This window comes from Arthrobacter sp. P1_B3, from assembly GCF_056406615.1.
On sequence record NZ_JBFTZV010000007.1, the window covers coordinates 55305 to 77144 of the forward strand.

A 21840-nucleotide genomic window follows, 5' to 3' on the forward strand; every position below is an offset into this window, starting at 1 on the left:
GCTCGCACACCTTTGGGGAATAACCATGCACAGCATCATGCCGATCTTCGGAACCAGGCCGGAAGCCATCAAGATGGCGCCGATCGTCAGCGCGCTGCAGGAGTCCCCGCTCTTCCGGTGCATCGTGACGGTCACGGGGCAGCACCGCGAAATGCTGGACCAGGTCAACGAACTGTTCGGCATTGTTCCGGACCATGACCTCAACATCCTGCAGCAGGGGCAATCCCTGTCGGCCATCATGACGCGGACCATTGACGGGCTCGAAAAACTCTTCGCTGTCACCCGTCCGGACGCCGTCGTGGTCCAGGGCGATACCACCACCTCCACGGCCGCCGCCATCGCGGCGTTCTACCACGGCATCCCGGTGGTGCACGTCGAGGCCGGGCTGCGCAGCGGTGACCTGCTCTCGCCGTTCCCCGAGGAAGCCAACCGTAAGATCACAAGCCAGATCACCCGCCTGCACCTGGCACCGACCTCCACCAGCCGGGAAAACCTGCTGCGGGAAGGCATCAGCCCGCAGGACATCGTGGTGACTGGGAACACAGTAATTGATGCCCTCCTCGCCACCGTGGACAAGCGGCTTCCCTTCACGGACCCCCGGCTGGAAGCGCTGGCCGCCAGCGACCGCCGGGTCCTGCTGGTCACCACGCACCGGCGCGAAAACCAGGGCGAATCCATGCGCAGGGTGGGACGGGCGCTCGCGCGGATCGCCGACGCCGAACCGGACCTCGTGATCGTGCTGCCCGCCCACAAGAATCCCGTGGTGCGTGAGGCAGTGCTTCCCGCGCTGGAGGGCAAGCCCAACGTGCTGGTGACGGAGCCGCTGGCCTACGGCGAATTCACCCGGATGCTTTCGCAGGCGCACATCGTCCTGACGGACTCCGGCGGAGTGCAGGAGGAGGCCCCCAGCCTCGGCAAGCCGGTCCTGGTGATGCGGGAGAACACGGAACGGCCCGAGGCCCTTGAAGCCGGCACCGTGAAGCTGATCGGCACCGACGAAGAGCGGATTGTTGCCGAGGTGACCCGCCTCCTGCACGATTCCTCGCACTTCGCGTCCATGGCAAACGCAGTGAATCCCTACGGCGACGGCAAGGCCGCCCCCCGGACGGTGGCAGCCATCGAAGAGCTGCTCGGCGTCGGCTACCGGACGGCGGAGTTCAGCGGGGCGTAGGCGGTGGCCAAATCGTGAAACAATGAAGCTCCCGGGGAGGGAGTGCTCACCCCCGCGCGCAGCCGAGAGAAAAGTGAAAGTGGACGTGAGCATGGACCGCAGGGACTTCTTCCGACTGTCGTTGGCGGCCTCTGCCGCCGCCACGCTGGCCTCTTGTACGCCGGAACCTAACGACGTCGGCCAGCCACCAATCACCAGCCAGCCACCAACCAGCAGCCGTCCCACGCCGGCGGGGGCCCGCAAGGGCGTGGGCCTTGCCGTGGGCAAGAAGTACGGCATCCAGCAGCTCGACGCCTTGGATGTGAACTGGTTCTACACATGGGGCGCCTCATATCCCGCAGCCCGCCCCACGCAGGATTTTGTGCCGATGATCTGGGGCAAGGAAAGTGTCCGCCAGAACGCGGTCGCAGAGGTACAGTACGAACTCGAGCTGACCCGGGCCGCGGAACTGCTTGGCTTCAATGAGCCCGACCATCCCGAGCAGGCAGACATGAAAGTGTCCTCGGCCATCAAGTATTGGCCCGAGCTCGAGGCATCCGGGCTGCGGCTGGGCTCGCCGGCGCCCGTTCAGGCACTGGGCGACTGGCTCAAGGAGTTCATGGATGAAGCGTCCTCGAAGGATCTCAGGGTGGACTTCATCACTATGCACTCCTACCCTTCCCCGGACTCCGAGTCCTTCCTGAACAGCGTCCAGGAGCTCTACGACCGGTACGAAAAGCCCATCTGGATCACCGAATACGCCGTCGCGGACTGGAAAGCCTCCGAAAAGTCGCCCACGCGCTACACCGAAAAAGAGATCATGGCGTTCATGAGCGAAACGGCCGCAGGGCTCCGCCAGATGCCGTTCGTGGAGCGCTTTGCCTGGAAGACCCGGGCCGAAGGGGACCCCATCATGGGCGCCTCGGCCCTGTTCCGCAAGGACGGATCGCTCTCCCCCACAGGCGAGCTCTACAAGTCCCTGTAGGGGGCGCGCCGCGCCCGGGACGCCAACATCCGACGCCGTGGTGAGGCTCACCGTCCACTGAGAAAACCTTGCGTTTTTCCTGCGCTTACCCGGGAGTTTCCTGCGTGTTTTCCGTGCTAGGTTTGCTCGAGCTTGAGTGCCGGGGGAGTTGATGCACGTCGCCCGTGGTGCCGGCTAACAATCTGGTCCCTACCGAGAGCGACTCATGGAACGCCGTAAGTTTCTTACCATGCCCTTGGCAGCTATGGCCGCCCCGGGGGCTCTGCTGGCTGCCAACGCGGCAACCGCCGAAGCGGTTGTGAGCGTCCCTTCCATCACCACGCCCGCCAACACCTTGAAGGGTTTCGGGCATGGCGGCAAGGACGCTTTGGCGCTCCAGCAAATCAAGAGCCTCAACCTGAAATGGCACTACACCTGGGGTTCGCACCCTAACGTGACCACCACCCCTGCCTTCGTGCCCATGATCAAGAGCGCCAAGACGATGCTGGAGCAGGACGCCCTTGGCTATGTCACACGCCAGTTGGCCGAAACGAAGGCCACGCACCTGCTCGGCTTCAACGAACCCGACGTCGTGGCACAGGCGAACATGAGCGTGGACCAGGCCATCAGCCTTTGGCCCAAGCTTCAGGCAACGGGCCTACGGCTCGGCTCCCCTGCCACGACCAGTCCGAGCAGCACCTGGTTGGCGGCTTTCATGGCGAAGGCAAAGACGAGAGGCCTCCGCGTAGACTTCATGACCACCCACATCTATGCCTGGCCCCGGGCGGACGACTTCCTGAACAAGCTCACCATGATGCACGAGAAGTACGGGAAGCCGATCTGGGTCACCGAATACGCGGTGGCGGACTGGGACGCCACCGCGTCCAGGCCCTGCAAGTACTCCCGCGCCCAGACAGAGGACTTCATGCGGGCCACCGTAGCCGGAATGCGTGCGCTCCCCTTCGTGGAACGCTTTGCCTGGAAGACCCGCCCAGCAGGCGACATCAAGATGGGATGCTCCACCCTGTTCAACGCGAACGGCACCCTCACCAGCACCGGACGCCTCTACGCGGCGCTGTAAGGCTCTGTAGAGCCTCCCAACAGCGTTCCGGGCCTTGCGGACCTTGGAGCGGCTGCTCTAGCCAAGGAGGCCCCACCGGAGATTTATCCGGTAGGGCCTCCCTCATGTTCGAAGTTGCCGTGCGGTGGAAATATACGGGCAGACTGCTTCGAAGGCACTGGCCGGCCGTTATCGCGGGGGCGCTCCTGCAGCGCCGGCTTGGTGTAATCCGGTGCCTCCGGCCGGGGGCGGCGTTGGCGGGCCTGAACCCGGTCGATGATGTCCTTATCCGGACAGGCAGGCAAGGGCAGGAGCCTAAGGAGCCGGGGCCATCTGTTTCACAGCGTCCGTGGGTTGCCATTAGCAGCTCCCTTGGCCTGACGCCTTCTCGGGGGTGCGATGGCAGTGTCACATGTGAGGTTTGGGAGGTCGAATCAGGGCCCTACTGGGTTCGTTCTGGCCCGGTATCTGCGTGCTGCGGGCATCAACTGCGTCGTTGCGGCGTCCTCGAAACTGCTGCCCCGGGGACCGCGTGAAAACCGACCGCCGCGACGCCCGCGTGTTGGCCGAAATGCTCGCGGTCGGCTCGGTCACCGAGGTCCGCATCCCGGATCCGGACGAAGAAGCACTGCGGGACCTGTCACGGCTGCGCTCCGGCACGGCCGGGGACCTCGCGCACGCCCGCCAGCACTTTGACGAACCGGCACTGCAGTTCACCTACGACGCCGACGTCGAACAGGCCGGAACTGCTCACCGCGCACCCCAGATTCCCCGTGCCATCACGGAGGACCCCTAGAAACCGCCCAGGGGCCGCGGGCCTGCCGACAGTGAACATTCCCGCCGCCGGCGGGATAGTGGTCAGTGGCCGGAACGTCCCGATCCCCGTCGCTACGGGCAACAGCTGACCAGCTAGCCAGCAATGGATGAGGTGTTACCCAACGCGGGACAGTAGATGCTCAGGGCAAGGTTCTCGATTTCAAGCGAAGACCCCTCGAGCGGGGGCTTGTAGCCGTCGAAGCGCCGCTGGCAAGCCTCCGCAGCCCGACCGTAGAACGTCTCGGCCTGCTCGGGAGGGACGTTAGAGCTCAGGCCCGAGCCGTCCATTTTCTCGTGGAACAGGGCTTCCTTGTCAGCGGAATGCCACTGCTTTGCAAGCTCGATAATCTTCGCTGAGTCCGCGGGCGTCGCCTTCGTGTAGTCTCCGGTGAAGTGGACCTTGCCCTCGGCGAGTTGGTTGGGAATGGCGGTCGGCGGCAGTTGCCCCGGAGGCAGCGCCGCGTCCGGGACCACGGCCGAGTCCGTGGATTCGGCCGCGGTCCCCGGCGGCGGCGCTGACGCCGTCGTGGCAGCCGGGCTTTCCGGGGCCTAATTGGTGCCCTGAGACTGACCGGTGCATCCAGTAAGCCCAAAGAGGCCGATTAATGCTACAGCAGTGAGTAGTGAAACCTTCATGGTTGTTTCCCTGGTTCGTTGATCTGAAAACGCGAAGCGGCGTACGGCCGCGCGCTACCCCGCCACTTTAGTGCCAGTGGACTCTTTGGTGACCGTGGAGTAGCCGGTCTTGGAGCCTGTGACCTTGACGGTGATGGTCCTCCCCGCGTCACCAGTGCGGACCTTATAGGTGGAAGCTGTGGCATCACTGATCAGAACGTGYGAGCGGTACCAACGGTACGTCAGCGTCACCGGCGCAGGTCCCCAGGCGCCGGGCACGGCCGTCAGGGTGGACCCTAGCGCCGCGGTGCCCGTGATCTTGGGAATCGGCGCGGCGAGAGTGCCCTTGGCGATGGTAGCGGTGGCGGGGGACGTCTTGGAGGCCGTGTTGAAGGCAGTCTTGGAGCCAGTGACCTTCACGGTGATGGTCCTGCCCGCATCACCGGAGCGCAGCTTGTACGTGGCACTGCTGGCATCGCTGATCAACGTACCGGACCGGTACCACTTGTAAGTCAAGGTCACCGGCGCCGGGCCCCAGGTTCCGGGCACGGCGGTCAGGGTGGACCCGACCTTCCGGGTGCCGGCAATCGTCGGCGTGGGAGCCGCGAGGGTGCCCTTGACGATCGAAGCCGTGGCGGCAGATGTCTTGGAGACCGTCGGGTAGCCGGACTTGGAACCGGTGACCTTCACGGTGATCGTCGCACCCAGATCACCGGCGACAGGAGTGTAGGCGGCGCCGATGGCGCCGCTAATCGCGGTCCCCGAGCGGTACCACTGGTACGCCAGGGTCACCGGCGCCGGGCGCCAGCCGCCAGGCACCGCTGTCAGAATGGCCCCGACCTTCGCCGAACCTTGGATCGACGGCATCTGAGCGTTCAGGGAGCCGTTGTCGACGACGGCGGCGGCGGTGGCCTGCTGGTATCCGGATAGGTAGTTTTTGCCCAGGAATTCGACGCCGGTCCGGGAAAAGTGGATTATGTCGCCAGTATTCGTGCCGCCAGCCATGGCCGCGGCAAATCCGGTGTACGGAACCCGCGACGGGGTTTCCCGGTGCGATCTGTCGACGTTGAGCCGGACCGGATCTGCTGCGATTCCCTCAGGTGCCATTTGCCCCACCACGACGGGGAGGTTCGGGACCGCCAACTGGGACCGGAAGTAAGCAATGACTGTATCCAGCCTGGCATTGTAGCCGGAAGTGGTCAGCGTCGCGTTGTTTTCCCCCTGGTGCCAGAGGACGCCCTTGAGCTCAACCGTACGACCGGACGCCTTGGCCGCCGCGATGCCTTCGAGGGTCTGTTTTACCGCCAGCGCGGAAAGATCGAGTTCCGGGGCGGAGGCCGCGCCGGGAATCCACGTGAGGGTGGACGCGGCAGTGGTGAATCCCGTGCCGCCGTGCGCCGCCGGGATGAGCAGCACCCCGACGTTGCCGGGCTGGGTCTTCAAGTACTCACGGGCAAGAGTTGTGGCCGGCGAAAGCCCGGTCGCGATGTCGTGCATGTCCAGGGGCACACCCGCCTTCTGAAGCTCGCGGTCACTCGCGCCAAACTCAAAAATCCGAGGGTCCGCGGGGTCATCCGTGCTACCGGCGGGCAGGCCCCGCCCGGACATATTCGACTGCCCCGCCGCCAGGAACACATGCAGGACGGTGAGCGTCTCCGCTGCCCGCGCAGGCGCCACGCCCGCGAGCATCAGGGCAGTAACCGCCAGGCCGACCAGCAGCCCTCGAATCCCGCTCGCCAAATTCCTCATTACGGATCCCCATTCCGTCAATGGGCGGCGCACCACCCGAACCTGCAAAGACGCAGAACCCTTAACCCTAGCCCTAAAACACCCTGCCCTGTCCGCGGTTGACGGTCGAGTCGCCGATTAGTTCCTTTCTGCGGTGTCCCTGAGTCTAGATCGGTGACGGAAACCACCGGCACCTATATGCCCTGCTAGTCATTGCATTGGTGGTCGGCCTGATCTTCGGAGGGCGGCCGCCGCCGAGGTCAATACATCTCGACGGTGACCAGATGGGCGTCGACCAAAAACGAGGTTCTGGCCTTGCGCGGGCATCTGCTGTGTGAGCAAGTGACGCTGGTGGTGATGGAAGCCACCAGCGACTATTGGAAGCAGTTCTATTTCCTGCTGGAGGACGGGCTGAACGTGATGCTTACGAACGCCCAACAGGTAAGGAACATGCCCGGGCGCAAGACCGACGTCTCGGACGCGGCGTGGCTGGCCCAGCTCGGCGCGTTCGGACTCGTGCGTGCCTCGTTCGTTCCGCCCGAGCCCGTCCGTCAGCTCCGGGACCTGACACGCACGCGCACGATGTCCATCCGGCAGCGCGGCAGTGAGATCCAGCGCCTGGAGAAGCTGCTGGAAGACGCCGGGATCAAGCTGTGTTCCGTGGCCACGGATCTGACAGGTGTCTCCTCCAGGGCGATGCTGGGGACCCTCATTGAGGGCCAGGGGATCCGGCCGTACTGGCCGATCTTGCCGTCTACAGCCTGCGAACGAAGATTCCCGCCCTGACCGAAGCACTCAACGGAAGATTCAACGCCCACCATGCGTTCCTGGCCGGACTGCACCTGAACATCATTGACGGACACACCCTGGCCATAGAACAGCTCAGAGCCTGGACTGAAGCAGTCCTGGCACCCTTCGGCCCGGGACCTGCCGGTGTACTTCGGCGCCAAATACCGGCGCCTCGCGGCCAGACGGGGACCCATGAAAGCCCTTGTAGCCGTCGAACATGCAATACTTACCGCGGTCTGGAACATGCTCAGGACCGGGGAACTCTACAGGGCCCCGGACCCGACTACTACACCCGCCTGCAACCGGCCAAAACGCGGGCACGCGCAGCCAGCTCGAATCCATGGGTTTCACGGTCACCATCGAACCCACACAACAAACCGCCTGACCGACCCCTTGGGCGGCCCGATACATACTCGCCCACGCCGTCGCACACCATCCGCGGTCACCTTAATTTTCGTGGGAGCCTTGACACTGCAGTCACCAAAAAGACTCGCCAACACCCCCGTCACCGCGACCGGCGGGCATAGACGAACGTCCCCCGGAACCAAAACTCCAGGAGCCGTTCATCTATGCCTCTTGACAACCGAACCTACATAAATCAGTTGGCGGAAGCGGCCAGGTCCAGCAGTTCGCTCTTGTGGCCGAGCGAGACGATGTCCCAGCCGGCAGCGCTCCACTTGTCGTGGTCCAGGACGTTGCGTCCGTCGAAAATGCGCTTGCGCGAAACCGCAGCAGAGAGTTCCGCAGGATCGACGTTCACGAACTCGGTCCATTCCGTCAGCACCATGACCAGGTCGGCGTCAGCCGCTGCCGTGGCGAGCGAATCGACGTAGTTCAGGCGCGGGTACCGTTTGCCGGCGTTGGCGTTCGCAGCGGGGTCGTAGACGCTGACGTCCGCTCCGCTGTTGAAGAGCCTGGCCGCCACGTCGAGGGCCGGTGAATCGCGGACGTCGTCGCTGTTGGGCTTGAACGCGACGCCGAGGACGGCAATGCGCTTGCCCTCGAGCGAGCCGAGCAACGTTTCGGCAACGTGGACCGCACGGTCACGACGGCGGAGGTTTACTTCGTCGATTTCGTTCAGGAACCGCATGGTGCTGTCCAGGCCGAGCTCGGAGACCCGGGCCTGGAGCGCGCGGATGTCCTTGGGCAGGCAGCCGCCGCCGAAGCCGATGCCGGCGTTGAGGAAGCGGCGGCCGATCCGGGCGTCGAGGCCGATAGCATCCGCCAGGGTGCGGATGTTGCCGCCAACGGTCTCGGTGACCTCGGAGAAGGCGTTGATGAAGGAGATCTTGGTCGCAAGGAACGCGTTTGCAGCGACCTTGACCAGTTCCGCCGTCTCGAAGTCCGTGGCGATGAACGGGGTGTCGCGGCTGATGGCGTCGGCGTAGACCTCACGCAGGGTGGTCTCGGCAGCGTCGGAGTCAGAGCCGATAACCAGGCGGTCCGGACGCAGGGTGTCCTCCACGGCGAAGCCTTCCCGCAGGAACTCGGGGTTCCAGGCGAAGTTGACCTGAACGCCGTCGCGCGATTCTTCGGCGACGAGGCCCTTCAGGCGACGTGCTGAGCCAACCGGAACGGTGGACTTGCCGACGATCAGGGAGTCCTTCGTGGCGGCACGTGCAATCGCTGTCACGGACGCGTCAACGTAGGTCATGTCGGCAGCGTGCTCGCCGGCCCGCTGAGGGGTACCGACGGCAATAAAGTGCACGTCACCGAAGGCGCCGGCTTCTTCGAACGAGGTAGTGAAGCGCAGGCGGCCGGATTCTGTGTGCTTGCGCAGCAGTTCGGGCAGGCCAGGTTCGTGGATGGGTAGTTCGCCTCGGCTGAGGCTATCGATCTTCTCTTTGTCGACGTCGACACCCAGAACTTCGAATCCGAGTTCCGCCATGCATGCCGCATGGGTCGCGCCGAGGTATCCCGTACCGATCACGGTTAGTCGTAGTGTCACTAGTCCCCCAGTAGCCGCAGTTGATTTCTTTGCCTTGGGCGCCAAACAGCGCAACCAAACGCGTCCACTATATAACTGTTGCTCGCGATATCCGATTTCAGTTCGCCACCGTGACCAACGTCATCCCTCTACAACTGGTGTCGCGCACTTGAAGGCCGGATGTCTTGAGTACTGACGCATGATGCTCGCGGGTCTCGATTCCCAAATGGCCGCGGACATTGACTTTCCGACGACAGAGCAAGGCCTGCTGACGACGAGCGGCGCCGGGCTGGGCGGTGGAAGCGCTGGTCCGCTTAGCGGCTCCCAAGCCCGACAGGACGTCAATCCACGTCCACGGTGCCGCTGGATCATCACGGAACGACCAATCACGGAACGATGGACTTCGGGCCCTAATCAGCTTGCTCTGATGTGCTGAGCCCAGAGGCTATACGTAGAGGACGCTACTTATGTCGCAATAGTTCGATCTTCTGTTGATGTTGTGACCCCAGAACCCACCGCCATTCTTGTGGTGGGTCTCGGTAAGTTCGCCGTAGAAGCCCTCTAGCAGATCGTTGAAAGTCGGAATCACGTCGACGGAACGGAGCCCTGCGAAGAAATCAGCCTTTTTCTCCTGAGGATTCAACCAATTACCGCCGCGCCCCTGATCCACCTGTCCCACGGAGAGCTCGTATTGACGCCTCTGCGCGGCCCTCTCCAAGGACATTTCTTGATCCACACTTCTCAGATGGAGCAAACCCAAAGACGTCTCGTACGCAAAGTCCTCGCGAGATCGGTGCAGCCCAGCACCGAATTCACTGCGGGCCTTCCAGATTACGGGCTTTGTGTACCCGGAGGCGAAGAATCCGTAGCCGCGCTGCAATTCAATGTCCTGAGACGGATCAAAAGGCGCCTCTTTCTCCGTGTGCTGGACAATTTCGAAGCCGATTGGCGCGGTTATCCCGTCCAAGGACTGCAGCTTGGGCAACACTTCATCGGCGCCGATCCCCAAGCCGACGAGCAATTCGTCGCAGTCCGTTGCTACGACGATGTCATAGCAGTGCAACAACATCTTGGCAAAGCCGGACATCGCCATCGCCTTGAAGTCGTCGTCAAAGGGCACTGGGGGGATACTGACAAAATTGAGGTTTACACCGTTGTAGCCGGGGCTATTGGCCAGAGACTCCGACAGCGATGGGCTGGAGGCGTGGTCGATCACGTAAAAGGCCGCTTCTGGACAGATGCGAAGCCCGTTTTTTACCCACGCCTCAAGCAGGATGGTCTCATCCCGTGCCATCGTAAGGAAGGCAATGGGAGCCTGGCGGCTTCTCGCCGGCCAAAACTCAAGGCGAAAATCCGCCATTCTAAACTCCACTCGATAGTGATCCAGGCAGATGCTGAATAAGATCAACGACAGTCGCCCTCGCTTCTGAGGGTGTGCGCGGTCGAGGCCCCCAACAGCATAGAACAACTCAAGTGGCTTCCGTACTTTCGCCGTCGCCTCGGGCTGCAGCACCCGTGCGTCGTCGCGCGCCCGCTTTGCAGCGACCGGTGTGAAGGGCTTCCTGGCGCCGTGATGGGCAATCGATTCGTTGAGATAGGCTGAATCGCCCTATTAATGTCCGAGGCTGCGAAGCAGAGGGGTGAGCGGCCACACGGAGCGCGATGCGTTTAGAACCAGGACGACGGCTCAAATCCAGTATGACCAGGATGAAGGAGCCGCAGTGAAGGAATCGGCTCGATTTCGTAGAATCCGACGCACAGTTCGAGGCCGGCGGTACGGCCGTGCTGATCGAGAGGATTCCACCAAGATTAATGGGTCTGAGTCGGGAGTCCATCAAGCGGCGGTCGGTCCCTCTCCTCAAGTACCGAGCAGTGCAACACAAACTAGTCATCGCCAGGATCGCCAGGTGCGCAGCCCAGCCCAGCCCCGCCCAAGCCGGAAGGCTGGGCCTACCGGCAGCCGTTCACATCCAATCAGGCCCGCGCTGATGCCCTGCAGCCATGGCTAGACGTCTACCACATCCACCGGCCCCACAGCAGCCTCGGAGGCAACCCACAAATCAGCAGGTGCAACCAAACTACTGACTGTGTACATCTAGGCTGACGCGTGCGCCGCCTCATATCCGGCCACAACCCGCCGGGCATGTTCGTAACCTCCGTCTGCCAAGGCCTTGAGAGTTTCCAGCGCGGACTGGTCACCCGAACTCAACCGCACCTCCGCCGCCCGCGAGGTGTGCCACGGGTTGCCCGCTGATCGCTCATCATGGAAGGCGGTTGCGGCTTCCTCAAACTCAGCCAATCGCCGCGTTCCATAGAAGTGCTTACCGCCGCGTCGGACGGCGGCCTGAATGTTAAATGCCTGGCTGCCATCGCCGCTGAGGTGGCCGATGACGTAGGCCGCCAGGCTAAAGACGGCCTTTGTAGAATCCTGCACCAGCAGAGCGGGCAGGAGTTGTGCATAGCGGGCATCGCCCTGTGACGCGCCGCCGGAGAGCCTCGCCACGAGGTGCTCGTCGGCCACTATCGTCGCGTTCGGCGACAGATCCTGCCGGAACTTGTCGAGGTCGATATCAAACCCGGACAAGGCTGCAGCACGACCAGTCAACATGGCAGCATCGAGGGCCCGGATGATGCGTTCGCTGTAGCGGAGCATGCCTGTGTCGTCGCCGCCGGAGGCGAAGGTGAACTCGCCGAAGACGGGACCGTTGGGCCCGTCGTAACAATCCACCTTAACAAACCGGGTTTCGAGGTTCAGCGACAATGTCGACGCCATTTCCAGCATCGCCCCCGCGAACCGTGGGAGGACGTGCTGCTCCGGCAGCCATCGATTCTCATCAATCGAATAGTCCTTCCCGAGCTCGAGCGGGATAAATGCCCCGTCGAACAGGGCAACCCGCGGCGGGGACACATTCCGGTCGATTTGGGTGATGTGGCTGACCTGTCCCCGGAAGGCATAGATCTTATAGTCCAACGGAACGGGCTTGCCTGCCGGCAATGACGGAATGCATTCCTCAGCGAGCCAGTAATCAGGCGCGGCACCCACTGCCTTGATGTCGGCGGCAGCGAGGACCTTCATCCTCAACAGGTCGAGGTAGGAGCCTTCGCCGAGCTTCTCAAGCACGTAGACACCGGAAGCCGAATGGCGGTTCGGCTGCTTGATCACGAGCCTGTCCCCGAACAGCTCCCCCGCTGCCAAGGCCTCGGCCGCGCTGCTTGTCCGCGCATACCGCGGGACGGCATATCCGGCCTGCTCAACGTACTTGTAGGCCGTTTCCTTGTCGTCCAGTTCCCACGGTACGGGATCCAGCCCAGGATCGTTTCGCTGGTTGAACCTCTGGCGCATCAGCCCCAGGAACGAAATCCCGTCCATGTGCAGTTCCTTCCCTAACTCTTCGCGCGTGGGCGGACATTGTTTGCCGACCGCCGTTCGGTGGAGTGTCAACCGGCACTCTGCGCTGAGTGCGGTCATCATAATCTCCCCGCGATCTAGCGGTGGCGGAGCACCCAATCGGAGTTCTTGACGGAATTGACCCATCAGAGTGTCGGCGTGATCTCATCGCATATCCTACGCTGGCGGCGGACATGCTGCGTACGCTCCCGGCGGGGACAGCCGGGAAGGCCCTGGAGGCCCAGCATCTGAAGGCACACTGGCCTCGACCACGGCCCGCGACACCCGGCGAGTAGCGCGCCCTTGGTGTGGAAGAATCGAGTCCAGAAAACAGTGATGAGGGAAAAATGCTCAAAGGCTACGTCGATTCAATCTCACCGAACAAGCGGTCGCTCACTGGCTGGGTTCAAGTAGGAGAGGGCGGTGAAGACCCGGATCTCTGGCTCGATCTCGACGGCGAACAGGTTGGAAAAGCTGTCTTCGGTGCCGAACGCGCGGACGTCCGTTCCGCTCTGGGGCTGGCCAACAAGTCCTTCACCCTGACTCTCGAGACACCTGTCCAGAGTCAGAACGTCCTGGCGAAGGCTCACCAAGTAGCTGCGGTGGCCGACGGCGTGAGGAGTTTCATTCCGCTGGGTGGCAGCGCCTACCACCAGATGCTGGCAGATTTCGTCCGGGCCTCGGCCGCCAACGTCAGGGGTGCGCGCGAGGTGATACTTGATGCCCTCGAAGTCAACGAACTCAAGCTCTCAAAGCACTTCGCGGAAGTGAGGGAGTCGTCGGAGGCAGGCGAACTCTCCTACCTTGGATTTCCGGTCGGGTTGCGGTCCAGTGACGACGTCGGACAGATTGGCAAGGACGGCCACCTATTCCTGACGGGCGGCAGCAACGCGCTGCGAGACCAGTACAGGGCGCCCGAAGACGCGGCGGAGGAGGCCCTGCTGGAAAAAAGGGCCACTATGTGGGCCTCGGCGATCCGCACCAACAGCGAGGTGCTGGACGATCTGGGAATCCCGTTCCTTCAGGTCGTCATACCCGAGAAGTTGACGGCCCTGCGGCACCTCGCCCCGCTGGCAATAACTGGCCCGACCCCGCTGTACCGTCGCCTCGATGAACTCATGGCGAATGAGCCCAACTACGTGAGTTTCCTGAGCATGTTCGAGGGCTGGTCGGGTGATATCGGAGCTTGGCAGCGGAACGACACTCATTGTTCCCCGGCCGGCACGTTGGCAATGGCACGTGCACTTCTGGATCGGCTCCCCGGCTGCGATCCAGCCATTCTTGACGGAGTCGAACTGACGGGAACCATATACCGCAACGGCGATCTGGCGCCGAAGTTCTTCGATATCCCGCTCTGGGACAAGCAGCAAATTCCTGCCCCTGGAACACTGGGTGATCCAGAAATCGAACTCGCGTTCTCTCATAGTCCGGGAAATTTCGTCGGCTCGCACAACGTCTGGACTAACGAGAGCGCGCCGATCAAGAAAAAGGTGGTTGTCTTTGGCAACTCATTCTTCGGTAGCGTGACGAGCCCAACCCGGTTGAGCTGGTGGTTCGCCCGTCTCTTCAGCGAATACCACCTGAAGTGGGAAAACACCGTCGACATGGACTACGTGCGGGACGTCCGTCCTGACTATGTCATCGCGCAGTCAATCGAGCGGTTCCTGGTACGGCCACCGAGGATCCCAGGCACGAGCTAGCGGCATAACCGAAGACCCCGGCAGATTCAGTCTGCCGGGGTCTTCGGTTACCGTCGCGAAAGACGTAAGTCCTCTCGTGCTGCCCCAGGGCTTACTTCTGGCTTCCGGCAAGTCGTTGGGTTGCCCGGAGCCAGTTCCGCACGTAGTGTCCGACCAGGTTCTGCTGCCGCGAATGCGCACTCGCCTCTGCTCCTTCCAGCGTCGAAGGCGCCGCCGGGCGTTCGTCCAATGTCAACAACACTTCCTGAAGAGCAGTCGACAGCGTGAATCTCGACAGGTCCCCGGACTTCAACTCGACCGCAAAGTCGGTCGCTGCTTCAATGCCGCTGGCCAGTTCGGTTGCGATATCTTCCGGACTCTTGACTGCGAAGCCCCTGCCCGAAAAGTTATGGAATTCCGCCACGGCAAAGTTTTCAGCATCCAGCCAGCCAGGGCCACCGAACTTGTCGTAGCAATATACCGGCACACCGGCCAGCATCGCGTACTGTACCGTCTTGCCAATTGTCACCACCCCGTCCAGCGCAGCAAGCGTCTCGGGCGTGACGCGGGCGGCGACCGAGTTGGCCACATCGCCACTGCCAATGGGCAAAAAATCCACTCCGGCCGGCGGGTCTTCCAGCACCTTACCCAGCTCGCCAGGGACATGGTTAGAAACGACGCCGATCAACTGCTTCCTGCCCCGGCTCGGCTTGCCCGCCGCTCCGAAGGCATCAGGGGCGGGGTTGGCAAATACCTTCATCCGGGCCGGGTCAAACGCCTCTGCCGCCCCGTCTGCGAGATGCGCCTCCAAGGTCTCTGCAGAGTTGTAGACGTGCAAGCCCGCAAGCTTGGCCTCCACGACTGCTGACCACGACGATTCCAGAGGGTGGGCAGACGACATGTGATTGAACACAAACGCCGTCACGCCCGGATTCTGGAGGAGCCACTGAGGGACGATCTGGTGATGGATCCATGCCAGTTGCGGCGGATCGCTCTCTAGCACCTTTGAAAGCTGGTCGTCGTCGATGTCGAAGTAGGAAATATTGGCGCGGTCGGTCAAATGCGACAGTACCGGCCTGCCAGCGCTCCATGTTCCGATGGTTACCTTGGAGCCCGCAGCAGCAAAATGCTCCGCGAGCTCCAAAGTGACCATTTCCGAACCGCCGTAACTTACCAAGTGAGCTTGGGAAATAAAGACGTGGGAAAGCGGCGATGTGCTGTTATTCATGTGCGGGTCTCTCAGTTGGTTCCCGTTGCCTTGGCGAACAGTCGTATCTACAGGGCAGGCGTGCTGTCGTTGTCGGCACCATCCGACACTGATTTCCGGTGCGCCCGGGCTGCCTCCAGCAGGGTCTCGGCACGCTTGTCAAAGTTGTGTTCGTCGCGGATCATCTGGCTGATAGCAGCCATCTCCGAATCATCGGGGAAGCCGCTCGGATCAGCCAGAATTTCGGCAAGCTGCTCGAGCGAAGCATATGTCCGGACGGCGCCCTTGAAGATCTCGTCGATACCGTCCACGTCGTCACTGATCACCCTCGCACCGGAGGCCACGGCATCGTAGAGGCGGTTGTTGGCGAAGCCCCACCTTGCCATGTCTTCAAAATGATCGTTGAGGACAATTGTGGACGAGTTGTAGACAGCAGCAAGGTCATCGTTGTCGATGAAATCGGCCACCACCAATTCTGCCGGGATGAACTGCTCCCACCGGGGGCCCCACACACTGACATTTTGGCCAAGGCCAACACAATCGGCGACGATCTTGCGCCCAATTGGTTTTCGCGGGCCCCCCACGAAAGTCAGGTCGAACTGGGGGCTTCCCTCAGTCGCCGCCGTCGGGTGGAATCGCTTCGGATTCGTGGCCTGAGGCAGGTAATGGGCTTCGATCCCCCACTCGCTGCGGACATACTCGCACCAGATTCCGGACGCCCCGAAAATGAGGTCGAACTCAAGGAGTTCTTCTTTGGCAATCAAGTCCGGCCGGCTGATCGCCCACAGGATATTTGTCTTTCCTGGCTGAGGATCGCAGCGGTGCAGGCCGCGAATGACCACCACAACATCGTCCAGGTGATTGGAGGGCCGCGCGAGGGCTGCGGCCCTGTCGACCACAACCTCCTGGCCGCGGGCAGTGAGTGCCTCTGCAAGGTCCGCCGCATACGGAACGTCGCCCCAGCGGTCTCCGCCGACACTGAACTCAGCGCCGATCTTGATCGCCCATCGCAGACGCTCCGCCGGATCCGACCCGGAGGTCTGCCTGACGACTACCGGCGCCGCAGGCTGGAGCCTCGGGTTTCGTGGCGCAGTGAACGCAACGACGTCCAGGCCAATGTCACGGTAGTGGGCTTCAACCGGCCGCGCAGGCTCCTTGGATGCACTCAGCCAATCCGCATCCGCGGCGGACAAGGAAGGGTGCTCCGCATAAGCATCCGCCGAATGGTCTACTGCGACCGCTGCGCCCTCCACGACGAACTCCCCTGCCCCGGAGTTGCCGAGCCTCCGCAGAAAATCGGTCACTGCCGCTTCGCCGGCAAAGATCGTATTGAATCGTCCTAGCCGTTCGAACGCCTCCCTTCGCACCACAAAGGCGGCTGGTGCCAACTCGTCAACCACCCTGCCGCCGTGGCGCCGGGCATCGGCAATGTTCAAGCCCCGGAACAAGGGGACGGCGAGGCTGTTGCGGTGCGCAACAGCGCCAGCGGAGACGACGACTCCAGCGGGATCGGTCAACAGGGGCTGTGCCGCAACGACGGATGGATGGTCAAGCTGTTCCAGGAGCTTGTCTAGGGCACCGGCGCGAAATTCGACATTTTCCTTGGCGAACAGTAGGTTCGCTCCGTCAGCGTGGACGGAACCAATGTTGTAGGCGATCGCTTCCGTGTAGCGTCGCGGCAGCTTGATGTATTTTAAGCCGGACAGGCCAGCGAGAGCGGCCCGCAGGCGCAGCGAAGTGCGGAAGCCCTGGACCTCGTCGAGCACAACCAGTTCGACCAAGTCGGCGTCGACAGTTTCCTGGATCCGGCGAACATTCCGGATCGCCTGGTCGATGTTCTCCGTGATGCGCATTATTACCGACAGGGAAGGAACCCTCACCCGTTCCGGAACAGAATCAGGAACAAACCGCCCTTGAACGTTCTTGCCCAGTACCGCGTATTCCCAGTTCCCGGACTCCTTGCGGGTGATTCTGTCATCGTTGTCGTCGTCTACGTAATCGCAACCGATAAAGGGGAAGTACTCGATGCTGGTCGTCTCGGTAATCCGAAGGACGAGGTCATAGTCAACCCAGCGGCGCAGAGAGTTGTCGAAACCGCCCAACTCCCGGATAAAGGACGTCCGCACCACGAGAACATTGAGATCCACGTAGTTGCGCACCAAGAGTTGATCAGCCGTGATGGGTTGGCCGGTGAATTCCAGCCGGCCGTTCAGCATGCGTACGGCAGAGTAGCCCGCCTGGCCGCCGCTGGCAATGAGCCCGGCATGCATGTTCCTAAGAAAATCCGGTCGCCAGGTGTTGTCGGAATCCAGGAAGGCCAAGAAATCTCCCCGGGCCTCCTCGATACCCCGGTTTCGGGCTGCGCAGACTCCCAGGTGATCCGCCTCAATCAAGCGGATTCGGCTGTCCAGAAGTGCGTACGCGCGCACGACGTCCCGCGTCCCATCGGTACTGCCGTCGTCGACTACGATGAGTTCCCACGCCTTGAGGCTCTGCTGGCGTACCGACTCGATGGCATCCAGAATCGCAGTTTCCCGGTTCCAAGCAGGCATGACGATGCTCACTACCGGTGCCGACCCATTTGACGCCAAAGGTACATGTTTGACGCTCTGAAGCCATTCCTTCTCCGTCACTTCGGACCACGTAGGGAGGCGCAGCGGTTTCTTGCCAACCTCGTAAGTCTTGGCCGTCAGGGCGTGGGCAATAACGATCGCCCTTACTGCCGGCCAAGCCGGGGCTGAGCCGGGCAGCTTGTCTGGAACGGGCAGGGCTCGTGCCTTACCGGGACGGTACCGTGACAGCAGCACGGAACCCGCTGTGCCAGATTCGTCGAGTCCAGCGGGGTCAAAAAGCCAAGACCACGGGTGCTCGCGCGACTCCGGGCTCCGCAGGTAGGCCAGCAGGGACTCGACATCGCCGGTCTTGTAACGGTCCCGAACGGGCGCCGGAAACATCCCAAGATCAAACAATGGATGGAAGCTAAGTCCAGCCTTCATGCCATATTGAACGAAGTGACGTGCAGCCGCCGTCTTCGAGACGAAGTCCCTCCCGCACTCTGCGGCGTAGTACTCGGCGTCGAACACTTCCGTTTTGATCAGCCGCAGGCTGCGGGCTGAAATGGGGTCAAGGACTTGGCTCGAGGCGTTCATTAGTCACGTTTCCTTAGTCTGTTGCAAACTTAGCTGGCGTGCCGTCCGGCGGCAGCATCATCAATCTGGCTCCAACTCGCCGCCCGTGATCCGGACAGCGAGCCGTCGTCAGCCGGCCTCATCGACGCTGACCACGGTTATTGCGGGGCTTCTACGCGAATCTCATTTCCCGTCGTCGGCGAGGACCCCGAGCTCCTCACCGAAGAACGCCTTGTGCGCATCCTGGACGTTACTGCGGAAGCGTCCGCGGGACGGCGGTTCGTGCCCTTCCTGAAGCTCCTGCGGCACGAAGTTAATGCGGCCGGATTCGTCCAGTCCGCCCAGGACGGGATCCACGCCGCGCGCTTCGGCGAAGGGGGTGTAGTGCTTCTCGAAGTGCGAGGCATCAAGGGTGTTCTGCACATACCAGACGAAGTTCCGGTCCCGCGTGTTTGAGTAGAGGTGCCGAAGGTCCAGCCGCATGCGGTTGTTCTCTTCCATGCTGTCGTAGCTCTCGAACTCGGGAAAGCAGACCCTGGAGAAGGTCCGAACGGCCTGCCGCTCGTAGTCCCCCACTCGGGTTTGCGGCGAGAAGCAAACAGCCAGGGAACCGCTGATCTGCCGGGAGATGGCCAATGATGCGAAGCCGCCGCCGCTGGAGCCGGTCAGCAGGATTCGCTCGTATCCTGCGACCGCTGCAATCTCTTTGATCAGCTCTGCCACGTCCGAGGTTAGGTCCTGTGCTTCATTGCCGACGTACCACGCCAGCGGAATGCTGCTGCTGAGGTTCAGGCTGGAATCTGCGATAAAGAGCTGGGCGGCGTCAATGGATGCCAGCGACTTCCGCCATTCAAAGCGCGGGAGCTGGTACTTGGACCGCTGCAGTGAGCCGTGGAAAGTGACGATCAGAGTCTTCGACACTCTGGGCGCGTACAGTGCCACGATATCGAGCGGACCGCCGGAAGCAGCCGGGACCACGAATTCATACGGCTCCGCCGCATTGTGGTCAATCTCGCTGGCCGAGGCGATGCGGCGGATCTCTACATTGTTCCGCTCATCCCAAGCCGTTTCCTGGGTGGTGTTTTGCAAATTCACGGAGCCTCTCCTGCTTCAAAAGCGCCCACATTGGAGCCTGTCAGTGCCAGCGGAGCTTCCTCCGCCGGGGTGTCGGGAATTGTCAGCGTGTCCGGCTGCGCCACGTGGTCGCCGATGGACTTTTGTCCGTGCCCGGACTGCGTGATGATCCGCAGTGTCCGTTCATTGAGCGGAATCCACCGTATGGGGCCGCCAAACACGGCCAACAGGTTGCGTTCCACAGTCCCGACCTCGTACTTGTGTTCATCCGTTTCCCAGTTATAGGGCGGCTCGTCTGTCCACACAGACACTCGTTCCGCCGCATGCCCGCTGCGCAACTCGCGGCTGTACTGGAACGCGGTGGGATCGTAGACGTTGACCGCGGCAGACTGCACACGGTCCGTAACCTCCACCCGGACAAGACGCCCGTCATGGAAAGCCTCCATGACCTCGTCAGAGAATGACCGGTCGATGGCGGCCGTGTGAAGAATGCTCGGGTAGTGCATGAGTCCAACCCGCTGCCCCTTTCCGACCGCAGACGCCAGATGTTCCAGCATCAGCACGCCCACGAGGGAATCAGCGCCGAAATCGCCGACAAGCAGGATATCAAGTTCCAGGTCCTGCTGCTTCGCACCCGCCGGCAGGAACCGGGACGGTGCCGGGAACACCCGCTCGGCAAGCGGGAAGTCCAGGTAGCCGGAGTGTTCGCCCGCCTCGATCCTCTTGTGCCAGTGCTCGTAAGAGTCACGGTAGGACACGCGGTCCGGCGACCTGTAGCCGAGGCGGAAATCTTCCATGGAAAGGTTCGAGGCGCCGACGAGGGACAGCGTCAAGGGCGCCTCGCTTACCTCGAAGGGCTCCTCGCTATTGACGAGGGCCTGGTAGCGGAGAATGAACTCCGTGTCGGCGGCTTTGCGGACGGAATCCCAGTGACCCAAGTGCTCCCGGATGGTGGGAGTGTGGAACATTGTGGATACGTGGGCCGGCGTGATGAAGGCTCCGCGCCATCCGCGGTAGTGGAAGAAAAGGTCTTCGTCCGCGCGCGTCCAGGGAGCGGACACGAGTCTTCCGTCGGTCTGCTCCTGTGACCCCCGGACCAAGAGGGCGATCTTCTGCGGGTGCTGCCAGTCGTCGCCGTCGAAAATCGTCATGAACTCGCCCTGGGCCATGGAGTAGCCAATATTGCGCGACGTGTAGGCACCTGCGTTGGGCTCGTTGAGCACCACCTTGATGCGCCCGTCCACTGCCGGCCATTTGTTGAGCCGTTCGGCCGCATCCCCGCCGGAACCGTCGTCAACGATGATGATTTCGATGTTGCGGTAGCTCTGGTCGACGGCCGACTGAATCGCGAGATCCGTGTACTCGTCCGGCTTGTAGACGGGCATGACAATGCTGACGAGAGGTCCGTCCGTGACCGGTGCCGGCGCTTCCGCCTGCAGGCGGAGGAAGGCCGGGGCGGTACCTTCGGCCAGCGAAAGCCGGGACAGCCCCGCCAGCTGGTAGATGTCGTTGATTTCGGCGAGCCACTCGTCGACATCGACTGAATTGTCCTTGAACGGGTTGGCTGCGTTGGCCCGGTAGAGGTGGAGGTCGTTGGAGTTCATTTCGTCGGCCTTGTAGAGGCCCTGAAGCCGAATTACTTCCTCCCCCTGCCCGGTCCGGGCTAAGGCGTCAAGGAAGAACTCCCCGCGCCGCTTTTCCCGGAACGGCTTGGCTCCGAGTCGCTGAAAGACGTACTTGTACAGCGTGGCTGCGTTGAGGATGTCGTCCTGGAGGATGTCCTGCCGGAAGCAGAGGTCGCCCAAGTGCAGCAGCACGGAGCGCGGTGTCTTGTCCAGGACGGGCTTTACGCTGCGACGGGTCTTCCCCCCGATCCGGTACATTTCCAGGGCTACGGCCATGTCCCGCCAGCCCCATTGGCCGGTGGTTGCCGTGGCGACCAAGATATCGCGGCCGTCAACGGAACGCAGCTTGGTGAGGCGCTGGGCAAGCCGCGCCTCCGGGATGCGGGAGCGTGCACCCCACTCGACAAGGGCACCGGGGCGTGTGTCCTGCTGAACCGGAGCGGGCTTTGCCAGTGCGGCAGATGCCCGCTTCGCCGCCCGTCGGGACGCCTTCAGCAGACGGTCCACGTAGAGCGCGCCGACGGCCAGCGCGGCCGCGAAGACCAGCACCAGCAGGCCTAGGAGCCACGGGTTGCGTGCGTATGCAGCCACCACTACCAAGGCAAGGAGGACGGCGAACGCGGCGGCGGCCACCTTTTTCTTCGGGGACAGCCGCGCAATTCTGCGGAGAGCTTGTTGAAATTTCATTCC

At 62.4% G+C, this 21840-nt stretch carries 14 protein-coding genes and 2 pseudogenes; 7 read left to right on the plus strand and 9 right to left on the minus strand.

The window, feature by feature from the left end; genetic code table 11:
* The first annotated feature begins 25 nt into the window (after positions 1–25).
* The 4 genes from wecB (at position 26) to AC1D2F_RS10385 (ending at position 3970) form a co-directional block, all read left to right on the plus strand.
* Complete coding sequence (wecB, locus tag AC1D2F_RS10370) at positions 26–1171, plus strand: non-hydrolyzing UDP-N-acetylglucosamine 2-epimerase (protein ID WP_229992688.1); 1146 nt, start codon at positions 26–28, stop codon at positions 1169–1171.
* A gap of 91 nt (positions 1172–1262) precedes the next feature.
* Positions 1263–2135: a glycosyl hydrolase gene (locus tag AC1D2F_RS10375; protein ID WP_229992689.1), complete on the plus strand. Its 873-nt coding sequence runs from the start codon at positions 1263–1265 to the stop codon at positions 2133–2135.
* A 229-nt stretch (positions 2136–2364) separates the two neighbouring features.
* Positions 2365–3195, plus strand: a complete 831-nt coding sequence (locus AC1D2F_RS10380; protein WP_229992690.1) for a glycosyl hydrolase — start codon at positions 2365–2367, stop codon at positions 3193–3195.
* A 511-nt stretch (positions 3196–3706) separates the two neighbouring features.
* Positions 3707–3970: an IS110 family transposase gene (locus AC1D2F_RS10385; protein ID WP_229992691.1), complete on the plus strand. Its 264-nt coding sequence runs from the start codon at positions 3707–3709 to the stop codon at positions 3968–3970.
* A gap of 113 nt (positions 3971–4083) precedes the next feature.
* On the opposite strand, the gene AC1D2F_RS10390 is transcribed toward AC1D2F_RS10385, so the two are convergent.
* Together AC1D2F_RS10390 and AC1D2F_RS10395 are read right to left on the minus strand one after the other, a co-directional pair.
* Complete coding sequence (locus AC1D2F_RS10390; RefSeq protein WP_476966673.1) at positions 4084–4464, minus strand: hypothetical protein; 381 nt, start codon at positions 4462–4464, stop codon at positions 4084–4086.
* A 216-nt stretch (positions 4465–4680) separates the two neighbouring features.
* The gene (locus AC1D2F_RS10395; RefSeq protein WP_364747994.1) at positions 4681–6354 is read right to left on the minus strand and encodes a sialate O-acetylesterase; all 1674 of its coding nucleotides are present in this window, start codon (positions 6352–6354) and stop codon (positions 4681–4683) included.
* A gap of 225 nt (positions 6355–6579) precedes the next feature.
* On the opposite strand from AC1D2F_RS10395, the pseudogene AC1D2F_RS10400 reads away from it, so the two are divergent.
* Positions 6580–7507 (plus strand): annotated as a pseudogene (locus AC1D2F_RS10400) (IS110 family transposase); the annotation flags it as partial.
* A 213-nt stretch (positions 7508–7720) separates the two neighbouring features.
* On the opposite strand, the gene AC1D2F_RS10405 reads toward AC1D2F_RS10400, so the two are convergent.
* Together AC1D2F_RS10405 and AC1D2F_RS10410 are read right to left on the minus strand one after the other, a co-directional pair.
* Positions 7721–9070 carry a UDP-glucose dehydrogenase family protein gene (locus AC1D2F_RS10405; RefSeq protein WP_290369324.1) on the minus strand — a complete coding sequence of 450 codons (1350 nt, stop codon included), beginning with the start codon at positions 9068–9070 and terminating at the stop codon, positions 7721–7723.
* Positions 9071–9494: 424 nt separating this feature from the next.
* The gene (locus tag AC1D2F_RS10410; protein WP_229992694.1) at positions 9495–10409 is read right to left on the minus strand and encodes a hypothetical protein; all 915 of its coding nucleotides are present in this window, start codon (positions 10407–10409) and stop codon (positions 9495–9497) included.
* 585 nt (positions 10410–10994) lie between these two features.
* Here AC1D2F_RS10410 and AC1D2F_RS10415 point away from each other — a divergent pair.
* Positions 10995–11153, plus strand: a pseudogene (locus AC1D2F_RS10415) (IS481 family transposase); the annotation flags it as partial.
* Here AC1D2F_RS10415 and AC1D2F_RS10420 read toward each other — a convergent pair.
* Positions 11145–12521: an ATP-grasp fold amidoligase family protein gene (locus AC1D2F_RS10420; RefSeq protein WP_364747997.1), complete on the minus strand. Its 1377-nt coding sequence runs from the start codon at positions 12519–12521 to the stop codon at positions 11145–11147. The pseudogene AC1D2F_RS10415 and the gene AC1D2F_RS10420 overlap by 9 nt on opposite strands.
* 263 nt (positions 12522–12784) lie before the next feature.
* Here AC1D2F_RS10420 and AC1D2F_RS10425 point away from each other — a divergent pair, with 263 nt between their 5' ends.
* A complete protein-coding gene (locus tag AC1D2F_RS10425; protein ID WP_229992696.1) occupies positions 12785–14137 on the plus strand; it encodes an alginate O-acetyltransferase AlgX-related protein in 1353 nt (450 codons plus the stop codon).
* A gap of 91 nt (positions 14138–14228) precedes the next feature.
* On the opposite strand, the gene AC1D2F_RS10430 is transcribed toward AC1D2F_RS10425, so the two are convergent.
* The 4 genes from AC1D2F_RS10430 to AC1D2F_RS10445 form a co-directional block, all read right to left on the minus strand.
* Positions 14229–15344 (minus strand): hypothetical protein, encoded by a 1116-nt coding sequence (locus AC1D2F_RS10430; RefSeq protein ID WP_229992697.1) that lies wholly within the window; start codon positions 15342–15344, stop codon positions 14229–14231.
* 47 nt (positions 15345–15391) lie between these two features.
* Positions 15392–18406 carry a glycosyltransferase gene (locus AC1D2F_RS10435; RefSeq protein ID WP_229992698.1) on the minus strand — a complete coding sequence of 1005 codons (3015 nt, stop codon included), beginning with the start codon at positions 18404–18406 and terminating at the stop codon, positions 15392–15394.
* Positions 18407–18634: 228 nt separating this feature from the next.
* On the minus strand, positions 18635–19546 hold the full coding sequence (locus tag AC1D2F_RS10440; protein WP_364748003.1) for a hypothetical protein: 912 nt from the start codon (positions 19544–19546) through the stop codon (positions 18635–18637).
* On the minus strand, positions 19543–21837 hold the full coding sequence (locus AC1D2F_RS10445; protein WP_476966674.1) for a glycosyltransferase family 2 protein: 2295 nt from the start codon (positions 21835–21837) through the stop codon (positions 19543–19545). Before AC1D2F_RS10445 ends, AC1D2F_RS10440 begins: the two co-directional genes overlap by 4 nt.
* Between the last annotated feature and the right edge of the window lie 3 nt (positions 21838–21840).

Excerpts from the sequence above, each read along its gene's own strand:
- AC1D2F_RS10420 (WP_364747997.1), bottom strand. The coding sequence starts at position 12,521 with ATGATGACCGCACTCAGCGCAGAGTGCCGGTTGACACTCCACCGAACG.
- AC1D2F_RS10410 (WP_229992694.1), bottom strand. The coding sequence starts at position 10,409 with ATGGCGGATTTTCGCCTTGAGTTTTGGCCGGCGAGAAGCCGCCAGGCT.
- AC1D2F_RS10430 (WP_229992697.1), bottom strand. The coding sequence starts at position 15,344 with ATGAATAACAGCACATCGCCGCTTTCCCACGTCTTTATTTCCCAAGCT.
- AC1D2F_RS10425 (WP_229992696.1), top strand. The coding sequence starts at position 12,785 with ATGCTCAAAGGCTACGTCGATTCAATCTCACCGAACAAGCGGTCGCTC.
- AC1D2F_RS10375 (WP_229992689.1), top strand. The coding sequence starts at position 1,263 with ATGGACCGCAGGGACTTCTTCCGACTGTCGTTGGCGGCCTCTGCCGCC.
- AC1D2F_RS10445 (WP_476966674.1), bottom strand. The coding sequence starts at position 21,837 with ATGAAATTTCAACAAGCTCTCCGCAGAATTGCGCGGCTGTCCCCGAAG.
- wecB (WP_229992688.1), top strand. The coding sequence starts at position 26 with ATGCACAGCATCATGCCGATCTTCGGAACCAGGCCGGAAGCCATCAAG.
- AC1D2F_RS10380 (WP_229992690.1), top strand. The coding sequence starts at position 2,365 with ATGCCCTTGGCAGCTATGGCCGCCCCGGGGGCTCTGCTGGCTGCCAAC.